The sequence below is a fragment of the uncultured Sphingomonas sp. genome (assembly GCF_934560975.1).
Classification (GTDB): Bacteria; Pseudomonadota; Alphaproteobacteria; order Sphingomonadales; family Sphingomonadaceae; genus Sphingomonas_I.
This window is the reverse complement of sequence record NZ_CAKTFO010000005.1, coordinates 141,434-160,186: the sequence shown is the minus strand read 5'-3', so window position 1 is coordinate 160,186 and position 18,753 is coordinate 141,434. Positions and strand designations below refer to the sequence as shown.

The following is an 18,753-nucleotide window of genomic DNA, read 5'->3' as shown; positions in this document are numbered from 1 at the left end:
GGGCGCTGGCGCTACTCACGCCGGCACCCGATATGACGGACATGCCGAAGAGAAGATCATGACGGCGACGTCGCCCGCCGCCTTCAGCATCGTGGACCTGTTCACGATCGGGGTTGGCCCGTCATCGTCCCACACCGTCGGGCCGATGCGCGCCGCCGCCGATTTCGCCGCGCGCGTGCTGGACGAAGGCGATCCGCAAACGGTGCGTTGCGACCTGTATGGCTCGCTGGCGCTCACCGGACGCGGCCATGCGACCGATCTGGCCGTGCTGCTCGGCCTGTCCGGCTGGCACCCGGAGACGGTGGACCCCGATGCCGCGCCCGGCCTGATCGCGGCAATCCGGCAGGATCGGGCGCTGCTGCTGGACGGGCGCCGCAAGGTCGCGTTTTCGGAAGACGGCGACCTCAACTTCCACATGGGCGAGTTCCTGCCCGGTCATGCCAATGCGATGCGATTGTCGGCCGTGCTTGCGGATGGCGGGACGTTCGGGCGGACCTATTTCTCGATCGGCGGCGGCGCGATCCGCAGCGACGGCGACGATGGCCGCGAACGGCCCAACGTGGCCCTGCCGCTGCCCTTTCGTGCCGGCGCCGACCTGATCGCGCTGGGGGAGGAGCATGGCCTTTCGATCGCCGACATCATGTGGACCAACGAGGAGGCGTGGCGCAGCCGGGAGGAGACGGAAACCTTTCTCGACGCGGTGCGCCGGGCGATGCTCGACTGCATCGATCGCGGCTGCCGGCAGGACGGGCTGCTGCCCGGCGGGCTCAAGGTTCGCCGCCGCGCCCGCGCCCTCCATGCGGCGCTGCTGGCGCGCGGCCCGTCCGCCATGCCGTCGCACATTTTCGAGTGGGTCAGCCTGTTCGCGCTGAGCGTGAACGAGGAGAATGCCGCCGGCGGCCGGGTCGTCACCGCGCCCACCAACGGAGCGGCGGGCGTCTTGCCGGCGGTGCTGAAATATTATGAGATGTTCGTGCCCGATGCCGACCGCGCCGGCGCGCACACGCTGCTGATGACCGCCACCGCGATCGGCTTCCTCTACAAGCTCAACGCCTCCATCTCGGCGGCGGAAATGGGGTGCCAGGGCGAGGTCGGCGTCGCCTGCTCGATGGCGGCGGCGGGGCTGACCGCCGCGCTCGGCGGCACCAACCGCCAGATCGAGAATGCGGCCGAGATCGGGATGGAGCATAACCTCGGCCTCACCTGCGATCCGATCGGCGGGCTGGTGCAGGTGCCCTGCATCGAACGCAACACGATGGGCGCGATCAAGGCGATCAACGCCGCCTATCTGGCCCTGATGGGGGACGGGCACCACATCGTCAGCCTGGACCAGGTGATCGAAACCATGCGCCAGACGGGCGAGGACATGCGCTCCAAATATAAGGAAACGAGCCTGGGTGGCCTGGCCGTGAATGTGGTGGAATGCTGATCGCGCGTCCCGGTGCCGCCGTCCGCCTCGATCATGCGGGACGCGGCATCCTGAACAGGGCGTCCTCCCTGATCTCGAAATAGTCTGCGGGCCCACCGCCGCGCAGGATCGGTCGTGCCCGCGCCGTCCGGTACACGCCGTCCTCGATCATCGCGCGGTCGATGTGGATGCCCACCGCCTCCCCGATCACCAGCCATTGGTCCAGCGCGCGTCCCGCCACCGTTTCCAGGCGGACGATCTGCGTCACCCTGCATTCGAAGGTCACGGGGCTGGCCGCGACGCGATCCGGACCGACCAGGCGCGACGGCAGCGCCGCCAGCCCGCTATGCGCGAACTCGTCCATTTCAGGCGGCAGCGTGGCCGAGCTTGCATTCATCTGCTCGGCCAGTCCCGCGGTGGCCAGGTTCCAAACGAACTCACCGGTCGCCTGCGCGTTGGCGACGCTGTCCTTCCACCCCATCGACGAAAAGCCGATCAGCGGCGGTTGGTAGTTGAACAGGTTGAAGAAACTGTAGGGGGCAAGGTTGCGCACCCCATCGGGCGACACCGTGCTGATCCACCCGATCGGCCGGGGCGCCACGATCGCGTTCAAGGGATCGTGCCGCAGCCCATGGCCGGCGGCGGGTTCGTAGAAGTGCCAGTCCGTCATGGACCCATCAACGGCGCGGCGGATGGATCGTGCCGCAGCATGCGGGCAGGCCGGGGCACCTTATCGCCCGAACTTGCGCTGGAGGCCGGTCAAGGCCACGTCCAGCGCCGACAGGAACCGTGAGCGGTCCTCCTTGCCGAACGGCGGCGGTCCACCCACCCGTTCACCGCCCGCGCGAAGGTCATTCATGATCGCGCGGACGGCCACGGCATTGCCGATAGAACTGCTGGTGAACGGCCTGCCATTGGGTGCGATCACGGCCGCAGCGCCGGCTTTGAGGCAGCGATCGGCCAGCAGGATGTCTGCGGTGACGACCACGGTGGCGGTGTCCACCTGCTCCGCAATCCAGTCATCCGCCGCATCGAACGCCTCGCTCACCACCACCCGCTCGATCAGCGGGTGCTGTGGTACGCGCAGATGGGCGTTGCTGACCACGACGACGGGCACGGCCAGCCGGTAGGCGACCCGGTATACCTCCTCCTTTACGGGGCAGGCGTCGGCATCGACCAGAATACGGATCTGCTGCAACATGCACGCCCCATGCCACAGCGACGGCCGGCCCGCGACAGTCGATCCGCTCCGGCCCGGGCAAGGCGGACGGTGCTACGGCTGGTCTGGCGGGGGAGAAGGGCGACCGGCAGCGCGGTCGCCCCTCTTTGAGCGTCAGAAGCGGTAGTTGGCGCCGATCGTGAAGTTGCGCGGCCGCCCGTAGCGGTACTGGCTGAAATTGCCGACCTGGCTGAAATAGGACTTGTCCAGCAGGTTGTCGACATTGGCCTGCACGCTGACCTGCTCCGTCACCGCCAGACGGGCCATCAGATTGACCACCGCGAAGCTGCCCTGCTTGAACCGGAACGGCACCGGCGTGGTTCCGGGGATCGTGCCGTTGGAGTAAGCCGCGCTGCGGTAATTGACGCCGCCACCGAACGTCAGGCCGCCCAGCACCTCGGGGATCGTATAGGTGGTGAACGCCTTCAACAGGCGGCGGGGCTGGTCGGTATTGGCGTTGTCGCCATTGGCGTCATGCGCCTTGAACTGGCTGTAGCCGACATTGATGTTCCAATTGTCCAGCGGGCTTCCGGTCGCCTCAACCTCCAACCCCTTGCTGACCACGCCATCGGCGGCACGATACGGCTGGAACGGCAGGGCGAAACCCGGCCGCGTGATCGGCGGGCCGTCGATCTGCGCCAGATTATCCTGCTCGATCCGGAACAATGCCACCGAGGTCTGCAATGCTTCGTTGAAAAAGGCGCTTTTCAGGCCGACTTCATAGGCCTTCCCACGGATCGGATCGAGCTGCGTGAACGTGCGATCCTGGGCGTTCTGCGGCAGGAAAATGGTCGTGTAGCTCGCATACAGCCGATGGTTGGGCGTGATGTCGGCCAAGACGCCCACATAGGGGATGAAGACATTCTTGTCGCCATAGTCGCGATCCACGCCATAGGCGACGCCCTTCAACTTCCACTCCGCCAGGCGCCCGCCGCCGATCACCTTCAGCCAATCGGCGACGTTGACGCGTACCGCACCGTAATAGCCGATCTGCCGGATCCGCTCTTTCTCGACACCAACGGTGGGCGTCTCGGCAAAGCCGGGGAAGGGATAGGAGTTCTCGTTCCAATTGTTGAAATCGCCGGCGGGCGGGAACTGGAAGTTGCCGAATGGCGGGATTTCATTCAGCGCCTGGTAGGTGTCCGTTTGGCGATTGAGTTCGCTGTTGAGATAGCCGAGCACCAGTTCATGGTCGCGCCCGAACAGCGAGATGCGGCCCTTGAGTTGGGTGTCGTAGCTGTTCTGGATGCTCTCGCCATATGCCGAATAGGGATTGCTGCTCAGGCCCAGCCCGGTGACGCGGTCCACATTGCCGAACAAATACAGGATCTGGGTGAACTGGGTGTTGCGCAGCCGGTTGTAATTGCCGGTCAGGCTCCAGCCTCCGCCGAAATCGTGGCTCAGCGTCGCAAAGAAGTTCTGGTTCACCGTGGTCCAAGTCGTCCACGGTTGCGCGGTGCTCTTGGACCGATCCCATTTCGCGATGGTGCCGTCGCTGTAGAAGGTCGGCAGGCTGCCCCAGAAGGCACCATAAGGCTCGTTGCGCTGGTGGCTGAACCCGACCCGCAGCAACGTATGGTCGGTGACATCAGCTTCCAGGGTGCCGTACAGGACCAACTTCTTGTTGTTGTAGAAGTCGGTGAACGAATTGCCCTCTTCGTAGCGGCCGACGCCACGCACGCGCAGGCGGCCGTCCGAGGTCACGGCGCCGCCGATGTCGCCGGACACGCGCCAGGTGTCCCAGCTGCCATAAGCGGCATTGAGGTAGCCGCCCCAATCCTTGCGGTCGGCATGCTTGCGGACGAGGTTGATCGACGCCGAGGGGTCGCCCGCGCCGCTGAGCAGGCCGGTCGCGCCGCGCACGATCTCCACGCGTTCATAGATGGACACGTCGGCAATGGTTTCGCCGCGATCCCCGCCCAGCGCCCAGGCGGTCGGCACGCCATCGATCTGCGTGTTGCGGATCTCGAACCCGCGCGCAAAGAAGGAGTTGCGGACGTCATCCGTCTCGTTGACGGCCACGCCGATGCCATTCTCGATCACGTCGCGGACGCTGATCAGGTTCTGGTCGATGATGCGTTGCGCGGTGACGATGCTCACCGATTGCGGCGTCTCGCGGACGGTCAGGCCCAGGCCCGTCGCCGTGTCGATCCGATCGGGGATGGTATAGGCGCCGGTGACGACCAGCTCTTCCGCATCCGACACCGTCGACGACGTTGCCGCCGTCTTGCTTTCCTCCTCGCCGGTCAGTGCCATGGTCGGCGTGGCGGCGAAGGCGCAGGCTGCGCACCCCAGTGTGAGAGAAAGCTTGAACGACATGGATGCTGGCCCCGATTGTTGATTCCCCGCATCGGCTCACCCTTCTGTTGAGGTGCGACCCCGATGCGTGGGGGCCTGATAGAGGTTGTGCGAATAACTCGCAATAGCAGTCGAGCGATGAATCGGCGGGGCGGGTGGCAGGGCGAAACCGGGCCTAGCGGCGGGTGGCGAACCAGATGGTGTGGATCGGGCCCTTGCCATTGTCCCGTGCCCTGACCTGGACCTCGTCCACGGCGAAGCCTTCCTGCTTCAGCCGGCGGGTGAAGGCGGGGTCGGGGCCGGCCGACCAGACCGCCAGGATGCCGCCGGGCGTGAGCGCCGCCCGCGCGCGTGCCAGGCCATAGGCGCTGTAGAGGCCGTCATTGGCCTGTCGGGTCAGCCCGTCCGGCCCATTGTCCACATCCAGCAGGATCGCGTCGAACCGGCCTTTCCCGGCGTCGATCACTGCGCCGACATCCGCGATGCGGACATCCACCCGGGGGTCGTCCAGGCAGTTGCCGGTCATGGCAGCCATCGGCCCGCGCGCCCATTCGAGGATGCCGGGCACCAGTTCCGCCACGGTCACCCGCGCATCGGGGCCGACCTCTCCCAGGATTGCGCGCAGGGTGAAGCCCATGCCGTAGCCGCCGACCAGCAGGCGCATATCGGCGCGCGACCGCAGCCGGGCACAGGTCATGGTGCCGAGCGCCACCTCCGAACCGCTCATGCGGCTGCTCATCAACTCGTTGCGGTCGAGCATGATGATGAAGTCGCCGCCATGCCGCACCAGGCGCAGCGGCGGGCCGCCCGGCACCTCCGCCACGCCGACCAGTTCGCGCGGGATCATCGCGCCTCGGCCCCGCATGCCGCATCGACAGCGCCATGCGCGATTGCGGATCGGGCGCCGCAACTGGAAATGTCCTGAACTCTCATGTCAATCCGATACATCACTTCAGCCGAATAGCGCGGCGGAAATGGTACTCAGTCTTCCTCGATCTCCGCGTCGGCCATGTCCATGAAGTCGCGCGCGGCCTCCCGGTCGTCCTCATCCTCGAATGCGGATTCGAGGTCGGGCGCGACGCCGAGCATGTACATCAGGCACCACAAGGCGAAGCGGCGGCCGGAGTCGCGCTCCAGCCCGAATTGCAACCGCACCCGTTCCACGCCGGAGACCAGTTGCTCCTCCGACATGCTGGCGAAATCGTCGGTTCCGAAGAAACGAACAAGAAGCTGATCGAAGTCCATGCGCCTTTGTAGCCGCAAACCGCCCGCGCGCCCATCACCCGTGTTGGAGCGATCCGCCGGGTTCCGGTTCGATCGGCTCCGCTGGCTGATCCCGCAGCGCGGTCAAGCCGGCTTCGCTCAGGCGGTAGATGCCTTTTTCCGCCCGATCGAACCAGCCATAGACGTTGCGCAACAGGATGGCGCCCGCATCCTCCGCCAGATGCTTCAGGTCGCGCGGGCGGGCGGTTCCGCCGCCGATGGCGGCCGCGCAGGCCAGCGCGCGCTGGCGATAGGCGGTCATGATCGGCTGGCGGGTCGATCCGCCCCGGGTGGGATCGCCCTTGCGGCTGGCATGTTCCCGCAACAGCCGGCGACGCCGCGGCAGGTTGGGACGCGGCCGGTAGGGCGTCGGCTCGCACAGCAGGACCACCTTGCCCAGCCGCATGTCGACCGCGAGCAGGCCCAGGCCGAGCAGGCGGCACAGCCGATGCACGCGCTTGTCCTGGTCGCGTCCCCGTCGGCTCGCCACCACGGCAAGGTAGACCTGGTCCGCCGCGCGCAGCCGATCCACCGCCTGCAACGCCAGTTCGAGGGTGAAGGACAGCTTCAGCTCGGCAATGACCAGCACCGGCGGCTCGCCCGGCCGCACCGCGACCACGTCGCACCCACACACCTCGCCCTTCACCGCGAAACCCTGCGCTTCGAGGAAGCTCTTCACCGGGCCATAGAGCGCGGTTTCAGCCAAAGCGGTCACTGCGTCATGCCGTCCAGGCGGACAGGTCATCCTCCTGCGCCACCAGCGCCAGGCCGTGCGCAATCGAGGTAAGCTCCCCACCCGACATGATCCGCTCCGTCCCGAAGCGGCTGGTGAAGACGGCGCGGACCGCCGGCACCAGTGATGTGCCGCCGGTCAGGAACACGCGGTCGATGTCCGCCTCGCCCAGCCCGGCATCGGCCAGCGCATCGTCCACCGCCGCCGCCATCCGGGCGATGTCGGGCGCGATCCAGCCCTCGAACGCCTCCCGGGTGACCGCCGCCTCGATCTCGACGCCCGCGCCGGAAAAGTGGAATGTGGCAGCGTCCTGATCCGACAGCGCGCGCTTCAGCCGGCCCACCGCATCGTAGAGCGGGAAGCCCAGTTCATTCTCGATCATCGCGATCATGCGGCCGATCGCGTCCGGTTCCAGCGCGTTGCGGCGCAGCCGTTCCAGTTCGTCCAGCGTCCGCCGGTTACGCATCAGCGCCAGCCGGGACCAGTCGGAAAAATCCGCGAAATAGCCGCCGGGTATGTCCAGCAGCTTGTCGAACGACCGGTATTGCCCGCCCTTGCCCAGCATCGGCAGGACCAGCCGGTCGACGATGCGCTGGTCGAACCGGTCGCCGGCGAGGCCCACGCCGGCATGGCCCAGCGGCACGCAACGCTGCGCCGCGCCCGGTTCCTTGACCTGCACCACCGAGAAGTCGCTGGTGCCGCCGCCGAAGTCGGCGACCAGCAGGGTGGCGGGTTCGGTCAGGCGCGCGGCATAGCTGAAGGCGGCCGCCAGCGGCTCGTAGACATAGTGGATCTCGCGCGCGAAGCCCGTGAACATGGCGTCGTAGCGTTGCCGCGCCAGCGCCGAATCGGGCCGCGCGCCCGCGTAATGGACCGGCCGCCCGACCACCAGCCGGTCGAGCCGGTCGAGCTTGCCGCCGCCATGGGACGCCAGCTTGTCCAGAAACAGCCGGCCCAGTTCCTCGAACCGGAACCGCTTGGTGAAAACGGGCGCGCTGTCGAACGAGGCCGTGGCCGCAACCGACTTGAACGATTGCAGGAAGCGGCTGTCGCTTGGATATTCCAGATATTCGTGGATCGCCGCCGGTCCCGCCTCGACCGCCAGGCCGCCGCGCGCATCCTCGTCATGCCAGAAGCACAAAGCGGAGCGGAATACGTCGGTCGGCCCGCCCGGCCCGTCGAGCGCGATCAGCTGCGGCGCGTCACCGGAGCTGCCGGCAAGCGCCGCGACGCTGTTGGTTGTACCGAAATCCAGGCCGGCCGAGCGGCCCTGATGAAGGGAGGTCATGAATCGGGAGGTGCCTGAACAATGCGGGGGAGCGCGGCCTTATGTTCGCGTGGGCGGATCGGGACAAGCCACCTGCAAACTGCCTTGACTAGGTGCGCGCCATGCCCAATCGTATACCATATTCTTGGAGAGGGCGTATGATGCTGAGGACGAGCCGCCGCGAATTGCTGCTGGGTGCCGGCGGCCTGGCGATCATGGCGCATGTGCCCGCTCGCGCCGCCGCATCCGCGCTGCCGACCCGGACCGCGAGGCCGTTGCCGCTGTGGGCCGTGCGCCTGCGCCCGTCCGATTATGCCAACGCGGTGGAGGTCAACCGCGCCTATCTGTACCGCCTCCAGCCTGACCGGCTGCTCCACAATTTCCGCAAATATGCCGGGTTGGAGCCGAAGGCGCCGATCTACGGCGGGTGGGAAAGCGATACGATTGCGGGCCATACGCTCGGCCACTACCTGACCGCGCTGGTGCTCACCTACGAGCAGACCGGCGACCCCGAAATGCGCCGCCGTGCGGACTATATCGTCGATGAACTGGCCGAAGCGCAGGCCAAGCGCGGCACCGGCTATGTCGGCGCGCTCGGCCGCAAGCGGAAGGACGGCACGGTCGTCGACGGGGAGGAGATCTTCCCGGAGGTGATGCGGGGCGAGATCAAGTCGGGCGGGTTCGACCTCAACGGTTCCTGGTCGCCCCTCTACACCGTGCACAAGGTCTTTGCCGGCCTGCTCGACGTCCATGGGTCATGGGGCAATCCCAAGGCGCTGACGGTCGCCCAAGGGCTCGGCGGCTATTTCGAGCGGGTCTTCGCCGCGCTGACGCCCGAACAGGTGCAGGAGGTGCTGGGCTGCGAATATGGCGGCATGAACGAAAGCTATGCCGAACTGTATGCGCGGACCGGCGACGCCCGCTGGCTGAGGATGGCGGAGCTGATCTACGACAATCGCGTGCTGGATCCACTGACCCGGCGCGAGGACAAGCTCGCCAATTTCCACGCCAACACGCAGGTGCCGAAGCTGATCGGCCTCGCGCGCATCCATGAGGTGCGGAAAGGCGATCCGGCCAAGGCGACGGCGGCCACCTTCTTCTGGGACGCGGTAACCAAGCATCACAGCTACGTCATCGGCGGTAACGCCGACCGCGAATATTTCTCCGAACCCGACACGATCGCCGACCACGTCACCGAACAGACGTGCGAGCATTGCAACACCTACAACATGCTGAAGCTGACCCGGCATCTCTGGTCGTGGCAGCCGGACGGCGCCCTGTTCGATTTCTACGAACGCGCCCACCTCAACCACGTCATGGCGGCGCAGCACCCGTCCACCGGCGGCTTCACCTACATGACGCCGCTGATGACCGGCGCCGAGCGGGACTATTCCTCGACGGAGGACAACGCCTTCTGGTGCTGTGTCGGCTCGGGCATGGAGAGCCATGCCAAGCATGGCGAGTCGATCTTCTGGGAAGGGGATGACGGCACCTTGTTCGTCAATCTCTACATCCCCGCCGACGCCACATGGGCGGCGCGCAAGGCCGCCGTGACGCTGGATACCCGCTATCCGTTCGAGCCGGAGTCGCGGATCACCTTCAACCGCCTGCGCGGCGGCCGCTTCCCGGTCGCGCTGCGCGTGCCGGGCTGGGCCGCCGGCAAGGCGCTGGTTTCGGTCAACGGCGAAACGGTGACGCCCACCTCCGAGCGCGGCTATGCGGTTGTTACCCGCCGCTGGAAGGCGGGGGACACGATCGCGATCACGCTGCCGCTGGAACTCAGGACGGAGGCGGCGCCCGGCAGCGCCCGCACCGTGGCGGTGCTGCGCGGGCCGATGGTGCTCGCGGCCGATCTCGGCCCCAAGACGCAGAAATGGGCGGGCGCCGACCCTGCCTTGGTCGGCGCGGACCTGCTCGCCGCCTTTGCGCCCGCCGACGCAGCGCGGGGCAGCTATGCCACGCGCGGCATCGCCCGACCGCGCGACCTCACCTTCGTTCCCTTTTTCCGCCAACATGACCGGCTGAGCGCGGTCTATTTCAAGACCTTCTCCGAAGGCGAATGGGTGACGGAGGAAGCGGCGTTCGTGGCCGAGCAGGCGCGGCTGAAGGACATTGCCGCGCGATCGGTCGACGTCATGTTCCTGGGCGAGATGCAGCCCGAGCGCGATCACGCGCTGACCAGCGAAATCTCCTACCCCGTCACCTATCGCGCCCGTCAGGGCCGCGACGCGCGGTCGGGCGGCTATTTCGAGTTCGCGATGAAGGTGAAGCCGGGTCCGCTGGTCCTGCAGGCCACCTATTGGGGTGGCGAGCGCGCGCGCGACTTCGACATTCTGGTCGACAATGTGAAGATCGCGACCCAGCATCTCGACAATGACCAGCCGGGCAAGTTCTTCGACGCGGAATATCCGCTGCCGGAAGGGGCGACTCGGGGCAAGCAGTCGATCCGGATCAAGTTCTTGCCGCATGATCGCAGCTCGGCCGGGCCGGTCTTCGGCGTGCGCCTCTACACCGCCAGGCCGGGCGTGACGGCGTGAGAGCGTCGCCGCGATAGGCCATGACGGCGCGGCGGCCTTTCGGTAGAGCGCGCCTCATGTCCGTCGTCACCCGTTTCGCCCCGTCGCCCACCGGCCGCCTGCATGTCGGCAATATCCGCGCCGCGCTGCATAACTGGCTGTGGGCGCGCAAGCATGGCGGGCGCTTCCTGCTGCGGCTGGACGATACCGATCAGGCCCGCTCCACGACCGAATTCGCCGATGCGATCGAACGCGACCTCGCCTGGCTGGGCGTGACCGCCGACGGCTCGGCGCGGCAATCCGAGCGGTTCGACCTGTATGCGCGGCGGTTCGAGGAATTGTACGCGGCGGGTCGGGTCTATCCCGCCTACGAGACCGCGCAGGAACTGGAGCTCAAGCGCAAGATCCTGGCGGGCCGGGGCCTGCCGCCGATCTACGACCGCGCGGCGCTCTCTCTGTCCGATGCGGAGCGTGCGGGGCTGGAGGCGGAGGGGCGCCGGCCGCACTGGCGTTTCAAGCTCGACCACCATCGCCCGATCCAGTGGGACGACCTGATCCGGGGGGCGCAGCAGATCGACCCACGCCTCCAGTCCGATCCGGTGATCCGGCGCGAGGATGGCAGCTGGCTCTACATGCTGCCGAGCGTGATCGACGACATCGACCTGGGCGTGACGCACATCGTCCGGGGCGAGGACCATGTCACCAATGCCGGCCTGCAATTGCAGATGTTCGAGGCACTCGGCGCGCCCGCACCCGCCTTCGCGCATGAGGCTCTGCTGGTCGGCAGCGAGGGCAAATTGTCCAAGCGGCTCGGCTCGCTCGGCACGGATGCGTTCCGTGAACAGGGGATCGAGCCGCTGGCGCTCTGCGCGCTGCTGGCGCGGATCGGCACCAGCGATCCGGTGGAGCCGGTGACGGACTTGGTCCTGCTGATCGACCATATCGATTTTGCCCGCTTCGGCCGCGCGCCCGCGCGGTTCGACCTGGACGAACTCACCGCGCTCAATGCCCGCACCATCCACCTGCTAGACCATGATGCCGTCGCCGACCGCGTTCCGGACTGGGTGAGTGCGCCCGTCTGGCAGGCGCTGCGGCCCAATCTCGCGACCGTGCAGGCCGTGGCGGAGTGGGAGCCGGTCCTGCGCGGCAACGCGACCTTCGATGTGGCGGAGGAGGATCGCGCCTATGTCGCTCAGGCGGCGGGTGTCGCGGCGGAGATCGACTGGTCGGCGGATCCGTGGGGGCAGTTGACCGCGCGGCTCAAGGCCGCAGCGGGGCGCAAGGGCAAGGCCCTGTTCCTGCCGCTGCGGCTGGCGCTGACCGGGCTGGGTCACGGCCCCGACATGGCGGCCTTGCTGCCGCTGATCGGGCGGGAGCGGGCGATCGAACGGCTGCGCGCCGCCGCCGACGCGCAGGGCTGACGATCAGCGCGACCAGCGCGCGAAGATGGCGGTCGGCAGCAGCAGGCCGCGCGCTTCCTCCCGCACCGCCATCTCGCCGACCTCCACCGTGCCGCCGAGGTCGGCGAGCGCCTGGTTGAGCAGTTCACCGATCGCCAGCGCCGACATCCGCACCGCATAGACGGTCAGCACCAGGAACTTGCTGTTTTCGTCCAGCAGCGCGCGGCAATGCTGGATCAGGCCGGGCAGATGCTCTTCCAGCCGCCACACCTCGCCATCCGGGCCGCGCCCGAACTTGGGCGGATCCAGCAGGATGCCATGGTAACGCCGCTCGCGCCGCCGCTCGCGCGCGGCGAACTTGACCGCATCGTCCACCATCCAGCGGATCGGCCGGTCCGCCATGTCGGACAGAAAGGCATTGGCCTTGCCCTGCTCGACCGACTTCTTGGATGCATCGACATGGGTCAGGCGCGCGCCCTTGGCGGCCAGAGCCAGCGTGCCGACGCCGGTATAGCCGAACAGGTTCAGCACCTCGTCGCCCTCGCCGGTGCGATCGCGCATCCAGCTCCACTGGGCCGCCATGTCGGGAAAGAAGGCCAGGTGGCGGAAGGGTGTGTTCTGCGCGGTGAAGCGCACCTCCTCCCACTTCATGTGCCAGCCGCCGCGCGGAACCTCGCGCGACAAATGCCACTTGCCGCCGCCTTCCTCGTCCGACGCGGCGATGAAGTCGCCGTCCGCCTCCCAATTGGATTGCGCCGGCGTCCACATTGCCTGCGGCTCGGGCCGGATGAAGCGGAAGCGGCCGTAACGCTCCAGCTTGCGGCCGTGCCCGGAATCCACCAGCCCGTAATCGGGCCAGGGTTCGGTGACGAGCGTGTGGAGGATCGTCATGCCACCTGCGCCAGCTTGCCGCCGACCGTCGCCAGCGCCTCGGCCGAGCCCAAGGCGGCCGCCCCGGCGGCGCGCGCCTGGGCGACGGTAACCGCATCCAGCTGGGCCACCGTCTCGCCTGGCGGGACGATGCGGCCATGGATCTGGATCTGGCGGGCGAGGTGGTCGGCACGACTGGCAACCGATTCCAGCCCCATCAGCAGCCCCGCCTTGGCCTGCGCCCGCGCCCGGTCCAGTTCCTCCTGGCTCAGCGTCTCGGCCGTCTGCGCCAGCACGGTGCGGGACAGCGCCAGCGCCTCCGCCGCGTCGGCGCGGGCGGCCGCGCAATACAGGCCGAACAGGCCGGTGTCGGCATAAGGCTGCACCCAGCTGTAGATCGAATATGCCAGCCCGCGCTCCTCGCGCACCTGCTGGAACAGGCGCGACGACATGCCGCCGCCGAGCGCGCTGCCGAACAGGCTGAGCGCATGGAGGTCGGGGTGGGTGTGGCCGACGCCGGCATGGGCCAGCGCCACATGCAACTGGTCGAACCGGCGGCGATCATGGTGCGTGCCACCGCCGAACGTGGCGGGGACGGATGCCGGCGGAGCGCCAGATGTCATGTCCCCGAACAGCCGTTCGGCCAGCGCAAGCAGCGCATCCTCGTCGACCTTGCCCGCCGCCGCCAGCACCAGCCCGTCCGGCCGATATTGCTCCGCGATCCAGCTACGCAGCGCGGGCACGTCGATCGCGGCGATGCTCGCCTCGTCGCCCAGCACGGCCTCGCCCAGTTGCTGGCCCGGATAAGCGGCGGCCTGGAGGTGATCGAAGATGATGTCGTCGGGCGTGTCCCGCGCCTCGCCCAGTTCCGCCAGCACCACCTGCCGCTCGCGCTCCAGTTCCTCGCCGTCGAGATGCGGGTTGCGCACTAGGTCCGCGATCAGCTCGGTGCCGAGCGCCAAGTCGTCCGCCAATGCGCGCGCCTGGAACACCGTCTGGTCGCGCGCGGTCCAGGCGTTGAGCGATCCGCCCTTGTCTTCGATCGACTCGGCGATCTGCTTGGCGGATCGCGCGCCCGCGCCCTTGAACACCATATGCTCGACCATGTGGGCCAGGCCGGACAGACCCTTCGGCTCCGATCGCGCGCCGACATCCGCATACAGGCCGACCGCCACCGTCTCGACCCCCGCCATCGGTTCGACCGCCACGGTCAGGCCATTGGCCAGGCGATGCGTGCGCGCGCTCATGCCGCGGTTGCCCGGTCGGCGATATAGGCGCGCACGGCTGCCAGGTCGTTGGGCAGCACGTCGTAGCGTTCCTCCCGCTCGAACAGGTCGCCGGCACGCGCGGGCAAGGCCGGCGTCTCGCCGGTCGCGCGGGCGACGGCGTCCGGGAACTTGGCGGGATGCGCCGTCGCGAGCGTCACCACCGGCACGTCGCGCGGCAGCTCCGCCGCCTGCGCCGCCGCCAGGCCGATCGCAGTGTGGGGGTCGATCAGCATGGCCGACCCCTCCCACGTCTCGCGCATCGCGCGCTCCATATGCTCGCCATCCACGCGGCAGCTGGCGAACAGGCCCGCCGCCTCGGCGCGCATGGCCGGCGTCAGCGCCAGCGATCGGGCGGAATCGAAGCCGCGCATCGCACCCGCCAGCGCACCGCCGTCGCGCCCATGCAGGTCGAACAGCAGCCGTTCGAAGTTGGAACTGATCTGGATATCCATCGACGGCGCGGCGGTGGGCGTCACCGTGCCGACCGAATAATCCCCCTCGCTCAGCGCACGGTGGAGGATGTCGTTGACGTTGGTGGCGACGATCAGCCGCGCGATCGGCAGGCCCATCCGGGCGGCGGCATAGCCCGCGAACACGTCCCCGAAATTGCCGGTCGGTACGGAGAAGGCGACCGGCCGTTCCGGCGCGCCCAGCCGCACGGCGGCGTAGAAATAATAGACGATCTGCGCCGCCAGTCGCGCCCAGTTGATCGAGTTCACCGCCGACAAGGTGAAGCGCCCGGCAAAGTCGCGGTCCGCGAACAAAGCCTTCACCATCGCCTGCGCGTCGTCGAAGCTGCCGCCGTCCAGCGCGACATTGTGGATGTTGGGCGCGATCACCGTCGTCATCTGCCGCCGCTGCACCTCCGACACGCGGCCCAGCGGGTGGAGCATGAACAGGTCCACCTTGGCGCGCCCCGCCAGCGCGTCGATCGCGGCCGAGCCGGTGTCGCCGGAGGTCGCGCCGACCACCGTCAGATGCGTGTCGCGCTGGCTGAGGAATTGCTCGAACAATAGGCCCAGCAATTGCAGCGCCACGTCCTTGAACGCCAGCGTGGGGCCGTGGAACAGCTCCAGCATCCAATGCTGCTGATCGAGCTGCAGCAGCGGCGTCACTGCCTGATGGGCGAAGCGGCCATAGGCACGGTCGCACAGGCCCCGCAATTCTGCGCGGCTCAACGCATCGCCCACGAACGGGGCCAGCACCTCCACCGCCGTGTCGACATAGGACAGGCCCGCCAAACCGGCGATCTGCTCCCGCGTGAAGGCCGGCCATGTTTCGGGCACGTAGAGCCCACCGTCCGAGGCGAGTCCGGCGAGCGTCACGCCCGTGAAATCGAGCGCGGACGCAGCCCCGCGCGTGCTGACATAGTGCATAAGGGTCGCGCTTACCGACCCGCCGGCCCCGGTGCAACCAAACGCCCGCGCCGCCACAGGGCCAGCGCGTAGATCAGGAGGGCGACGGCGGCAAAGGCGAACCACTGCACCGCATAGGCCAGGTGGTTGTTGGGCAGATTGGCCGGGTTGGGCGACGCGCTGGCGGACAGGCTGGGTGCGGGCTCGGTGCTGACGATCATCGCCATAGCGGGCGCGGCTTTGCCCATCCCCGGCAAAGCCGGTTCGCGCGACAGGATCAGCCGTCCGCGCACCGGTCCGCCGCTCCAGCGTGGCGCATCGGCGGATGCGGACACGCCCATGTCGACGGCGAAGCCCGGCACCTTCGCCCCGGTGCGACACTCCGCCACATGCCGCCAGCCGCCATTCCCTGCCTGGTCGCGCCCGGCCCGGATCTGCCAGCGCGTCACCTCCAGGCAATAGCCGCTCACCTGGCGATAGAGATCATCCTCGCCGACCGCGAACAGGGCGGCAAGCGGCGCCGGCGGGCGATTGGCATTGGCGGCATAGTGGGCCAGCATCGCCGCCTTTTCATGCCTTCGGTCAAGCTGCCACAGGCCCAACCGCACCATCAGGCCGACGGCGAGCAGGACCAGGATCGTCGCAACGATCGGGATGCGCCGCCGGTCCGTCATGCTGCGGTGGAGAAGCTGGGCCGGGCTTCAGCCGCCGTGCAGCGTCGCGCCGGCCGAACCCCAGACGTAGATCGACACGAACAGGAACAGCCACACCACGTCGACGAAGTGCCAGTACCAGGCCGCCGCCTCGAACCCGAAATGCTGCTTGGGCGTGAAGTCGCCCTGATAGGCGCGGACTAGGTTCACGATCAGGAAGATGGTGCCGACGATGACGTGGAAACCGTGAAAGCCCGTCGCCATGAAAAACGCCGCGCCATAGTTCAGGCCTTTGAAGGCGAACGGCGCATGGGCATATTCATAGGCTTGGATGCAGGAAAACAGCAGTCCCAGCAGGATCGTCGCCCACAATCCCTTCTTCAACCCGTCGCGATCGCCGTGCAGCAAAGCATGGTGCGCCCACGTCACGGTCGTGCCGGAGCAGAGCAGGATCAGGGTGTTGAGCAAAGGAAAGGCGAAGGGGTCGATCACCTCCACCCCCTTGGGCGGCCACACGCCCCCGACCGCGTCCACGGTCGAGGGGAAGAGCGAGAAGTCGAACCACGCCCAGAACCAGCCGACGAAGAACATCACCTCCGACGCGATGAACAGGATCATGCCGTAGCGCAGGTGCAGGCCCACCACCGGCGTGTGATCGCCCGCGCGCGCCTCGCGGATCACGTCGGACCACCAGGAGAACATGGTGAACAGCACGCCGGCCAGCCCGACGAAGAACACCCACCCGCCGAATGCCGCATTGTGCATCCACATGATGGCGCCGGCCGCCATCACCAGCGCCGTCATGGAGCCCAGCAGCGGCCACGGGCTGGGGGGAAGGATATGGTAATCGTGGCTCTTGGTTCCCGCCATGCGCTCCACGCTCCTTATGTCCTTGCGGCCGAGCTTAGCTTGCCGGCCTGGTCGATGCTACCGGGAAGAAAGTGTAGGACAAGGTGATCTCGTCGATCGTCTTCGCATCGGGATCCTTGGCGAATCCGGGGTCGATGAAGAACACCACCGGCATCCGCACGCGTTCGCCCGGCAGCAATGTTTGTTCGGTGAAACAGAAGCACTGGATCTTGGTAAAGTAACGCCCGGCCTGCGGCGGGGAGACGTTGAACGCCGCGCTGGCGGTAATCGGCTTGTCGCTGAGGTTGGTGACGGTGAAGAAGGCCATCTGCCGCGCGCCGACCGCAACCCGCATCACCCTTCGGTCCGGCTGGAATTGCCAGGGCAGGTTGGGGGAGACGTTGGCGTCGAACCGCACGTCGACCAGCATCCCCACCGGGCCGGGTGCCTGGTCCAGCAGGCTGCGCCGGACCGTGCCGTCCCACCCCGTCGCTTGGCAGAACATGCGGTACAGCGGCACGCTGGCAAAGCCGAGCGCCGTCATGCCCGCGACCAGCAGCAGCATCAGCCAACCCGTCCGGCGCTTGGCGCGATCGAGCGGGTGGCTCGCCATCAGCGCATCCGGGCGATGGTGATGGCGAAGAACAGGATCGCCAGGCCGCCCAGCACCAGCGCCATGGCCCGCGCCCGCGCCCGCTGGCGGCGGCGATATTCCGCCTCGAACTCGGGCGTCATGGCAGCAGCATCCGGTCGGCCACCAGCGCGCCGAAGATCGCGAACAGGTAGAGGATGGAGAAACGGAACAGCGCGCGCTCCGCCTTCATCGCCTGCTGGTCGGCCTCGCGGCTCACCCCCACCCGTATCGCCAGGATCAGGAACCAGCCGGACAGGATGGCCGCGCTTACGCCGTAAATGGCGCCGGTCTGCCCCAGCGGCCAAGGCGCCACGGCAGCGGCGACCATGGGAAAGGTGTAGAGCAGCACCTGCCGCCGCGTTGCCTGAGTGCCCGCGACCACCGGCAGCATCGGCACGCCGGCGGCGGCATAATCCGTCCGCACGAACAGCGACAGCGCCCAGAAATGGGGCGGCGTCCACAGGAATACCAAGGCGAACATCAGCACCGGCAGCAGGTCGATATGGCCGGTTGCGGCCGCCCAGCCGATCAGTGGCGGAAACGCGCCCGCCGCGCCGCCGATCACGATATTCTGCGGGGTCCGCCGCTTCAGCCACACGGTGTAGATCAGCACGTAGAACAGGATCGACCCCGCCAGGATGGCGGCGGCCAGCAGGTTCACGGCCAGCCCCATCACCAGCACCGACCCGATGGCCAGCGCCACGCCGAACTGCAGCGCCGACTGCCGCTCCATCCGCCCGGCGGGCAGGGGGCGGCCGCGCGTGCGCTTCATGTGTGCGTCCAGATCCGCTTCGTACCACATGTTCAGCGCACCGCTCGCGCCCGCGCCCACTGCGGTGCAGAGGATCGCGGTGAAGCCCAGCACCGGATGGATGTGGCCCGGCGCGGCCAGCATCCCGCACAAGGCGGTGAACACCACCAGCGTCATCACGCGCGGCTTGGTCAGCGCCACGAAATCGCGCCATTCGGCCGGCAGCGCAGGCGTCCAGGGAGCGGCGGGGGTCATGGGCGGCCTATAGG

At 67.8% G+C, this 18,753-nt stretch carries 18 protein-coding genes; 3 read left to right on the top strand and 15 right to left on the bottom strand.

The annotated features are described in order from the left end of the window. Positions 1–58: 58 nt before the first annotated feature. A complete protein-coding gene (locus Q0D93_RS06100) occupies positions 59–1,429 on the top strand; it encodes an L-serine ammonia-lyase (protein ID WP_294392062.1) in 1,371 nt (456 codons plus the stop codon). Between the two features lie 31 nt (positions 1,430–1,460). Here the strand turns inward: Q0D93_RS06100 and Q0D93_RS06095 are convergent, their stop codons facing one another. From Q0D93_RS06095 to Q0D93_RS06065, 7 genes are all read right to left on the bottom strand, one after another. Next, positions 1,461–2,078 carry a flavin reductase family protein gene (locus Q0D93_RS06095; protein WP_294392061.1) on the bottom strand — a complete coding sequence of 206 codons (618 nt, stop codon included), beginning with the start codon at positions 2,076–2,078 and terminating at the stop codon, positions 1,461–1,463. A 60-nt stretch (positions 2,079–2,138) separates the two neighbouring features. Then, entirely contained in the window at positions 2,139–2,609 is a 471-nt protein-coding gene (locus tag Q0D93_RS06090) for a YaiI/YqxD family protein (RefSeq protein ID WP_294392060.1), read from the bottom strand. A 132-nt stretch (positions 2,610–2,741) separates the two neighbouring features. Then, entirely contained in the window at positions 2,742–4,946 is a 2,205-nt protein-coding gene (locus Q0D93_RS06085; protein ID WP_294392059.1) for a TonB-dependent siderophore receptor, read from the bottom strand. Between the two features lie 154 nt (positions 4,947–5,100). After that, complete coding sequence (locus Q0D93_RS06080; RefSeq protein WP_294392113.1) at positions 5,101–5,772, bottom strand: spermidine synthase; 672 nt, start codon at positions 5,770–5,772, stop codon at positions 5,101–5,103. A gap of 134 nt (positions 5,773–5,906) precedes the next feature. Next, on the bottom strand, positions 5,907–6,170 hold the full coding sequence (locus Q0D93_RS06075; RefSeq protein ID WP_294392058.1) for a hypothetical protein: 264 nt from the start codon (positions 6,168–6,170) through the stop codon (positions 5,907–5,909). A gap of 34 nt (positions 6,171–6,204) precedes the next feature. Then, positions 6,205–6,903 carry a DUF2161 family putative PD-(D/E)XK-type phosphodiesterase gene (locus Q0D93_RS06070; RefSeq protein WP_294392057.1) on the bottom strand — a complete coding sequence of 233 codons (699 nt, stop codon included), beginning with the start codon at positions 6,901–6,903 and terminating at the stop codon, positions 6,205–6,207. A 4-nt stretch (positions 6,904–6,907) separates the two neighbouring features. Then, the gene (locus Q0D93_RS06065; protein ID WP_294392056.1) at positions 6,908–8,209 is read right to left on the bottom strand and encodes an Hsp70 family protein; all 1,302 of its coding nucleotides are present in this window, start codon (positions 8,207–8,209) and stop codon (positions 6,908–6,910) included. A gap of 137 nt (positions 8,210–8,346) precedes the next feature. Here Q0D93_RS06065 and Q0D93_RS06060 point away from each other — a divergent pair, with 137 nt between their 5' ends. Both Q0D93_RS06060 and Q0D93_RS06055 read left to right on the top strand, forming a co-directional pair. Then, entirely contained in the window at positions 8,347–10,725 is a 2,379-nt protein-coding gene (locus tag Q0D93_RS06060) for a glycoside hydrolase family 127 protein (protein ID WP_294392055.1), read from the top strand. A gap of 56 nt (positions 10,726–10,781) precedes the next feature. Continuing rightward, positions 10,782–12,125 carry a glutamate--tRNA ligase gene (locus Q0D93_RS06055; RefSeq protein WP_294392054.1) on the top strand — a complete coding sequence of 448 codons (1,344 nt, stop codon included), beginning with the start codon at positions 10,782–10,784 and terminating at the stop codon, positions 12,123–12,125. A 3-nt stretch (positions 12,126–12,128) separates the two neighbouring features. On the opposite strand, the gene Q0D93_RS06050 is transcribed toward Q0D93_RS06055, so the two are convergent. The 8 genes from Q0D93_RS06050 to Q0D93_RS06015 are packed head-to-tail and all read right to left on the bottom strand — an operon-like array spanning position 12,129 to position 18,739. Further along, complete coding sequence (locus tag Q0D93_RS06050) at positions 12,129–12,995, bottom strand: class I SAM-dependent methyltransferase (RefSeq protein WP_294392053.1); 867 nt, start codon at positions 12,993–12,995, stop codon at positions 12,129–12,131. Further along, on the bottom strand, positions 12,992–14,221 hold the full coding sequence (locus Q0D93_RS06045; RefSeq protein ID WP_294392052.1) for a pitrilysin family protein: 1,230 nt from the start codon (positions 14,219–14,221) through the stop codon (positions 12,992–12,994). Before Q0D93_RS06045 ends, Q0D93_RS06050 begins: the two co-directional genes overlap by 4 nt. Further along, the gene (gene thrC / locus Q0D93_RS06040; RefSeq protein WP_294392051.1) at positions 14,218–15,618 is read right to left on the bottom strand and encodes a threonine synthase; all 1,401 of its coding nucleotides are present in this window, start codon (positions 15,616–15,618) and stop codon (positions 14,218–14,220) included. The genes Q0D93_RS06045 and thrC overlap by 4 nt, the downstream gene beginning before the upstream one ends. An 11-nt stretch (positions 15,619–15,629) precedes the next feature. Next, positions 15,630–16,271 carry an SURF1 family protein gene (locus tag Q0D93_RS06035; RefSeq protein ID WP_294392050.1) on the bottom strand — a complete coding sequence of 214 codons (642 nt, stop codon included), beginning with the start codon at positions 16,269–16,271 and terminating at the stop codon, positions 15,630–15,632. Between the two features lie 27 nt (positions 16,272–16,298). Beyond that, positions 16,299–17,120 carry a cytochrome c oxidase subunit 3 gene (locus Q0D93_RS06030; RefSeq protein WP_294392049.1) on the bottom strand — a complete coding sequence of 274 codons (822 nt, stop codon included), beginning with the start codon at positions 17,118–17,120 and terminating at the stop codon, positions 16,299–16,301. Between the two features lie 34 nt (positions 17,121–17,154). After that, on the bottom strand, positions 17,155–17,712 hold the full coding sequence (locus tag Q0D93_RS06025) for a cytochrome c oxidase assembly protein (RefSeq protein WP_294392048.1): 558 nt from the start codon (positions 17,710–17,712) through the stop codon (positions 17,155–17,157). Next, positions 17,712–17,834: a hypothetical protein gene (locus tag Q0D93_RS06020; RefSeq protein WP_294392047.1), complete on the bottom strand. Its 123-nt coding sequence runs from the start codon at positions 17,832–17,834 to the stop codon at positions 17,712–17,714. The genes Q0D93_RS06025 and Q0D93_RS06020 overlap by 1 nt, the downstream gene beginning before the upstream one ends. Then, entirely contained in the window at positions 17,831–18,739 is a 909-nt protein-coding gene (locus Q0D93_RS06015; protein WP_294392046.1) for a heme o synthase, read from the bottom strand. The genes Q0D93_RS06020 and Q0D93_RS06015 overlap by 4 nt, the downstream gene beginning before the upstream one ends. Positions 18,740–18,753 lie beyond the last annotated feature (14 nt).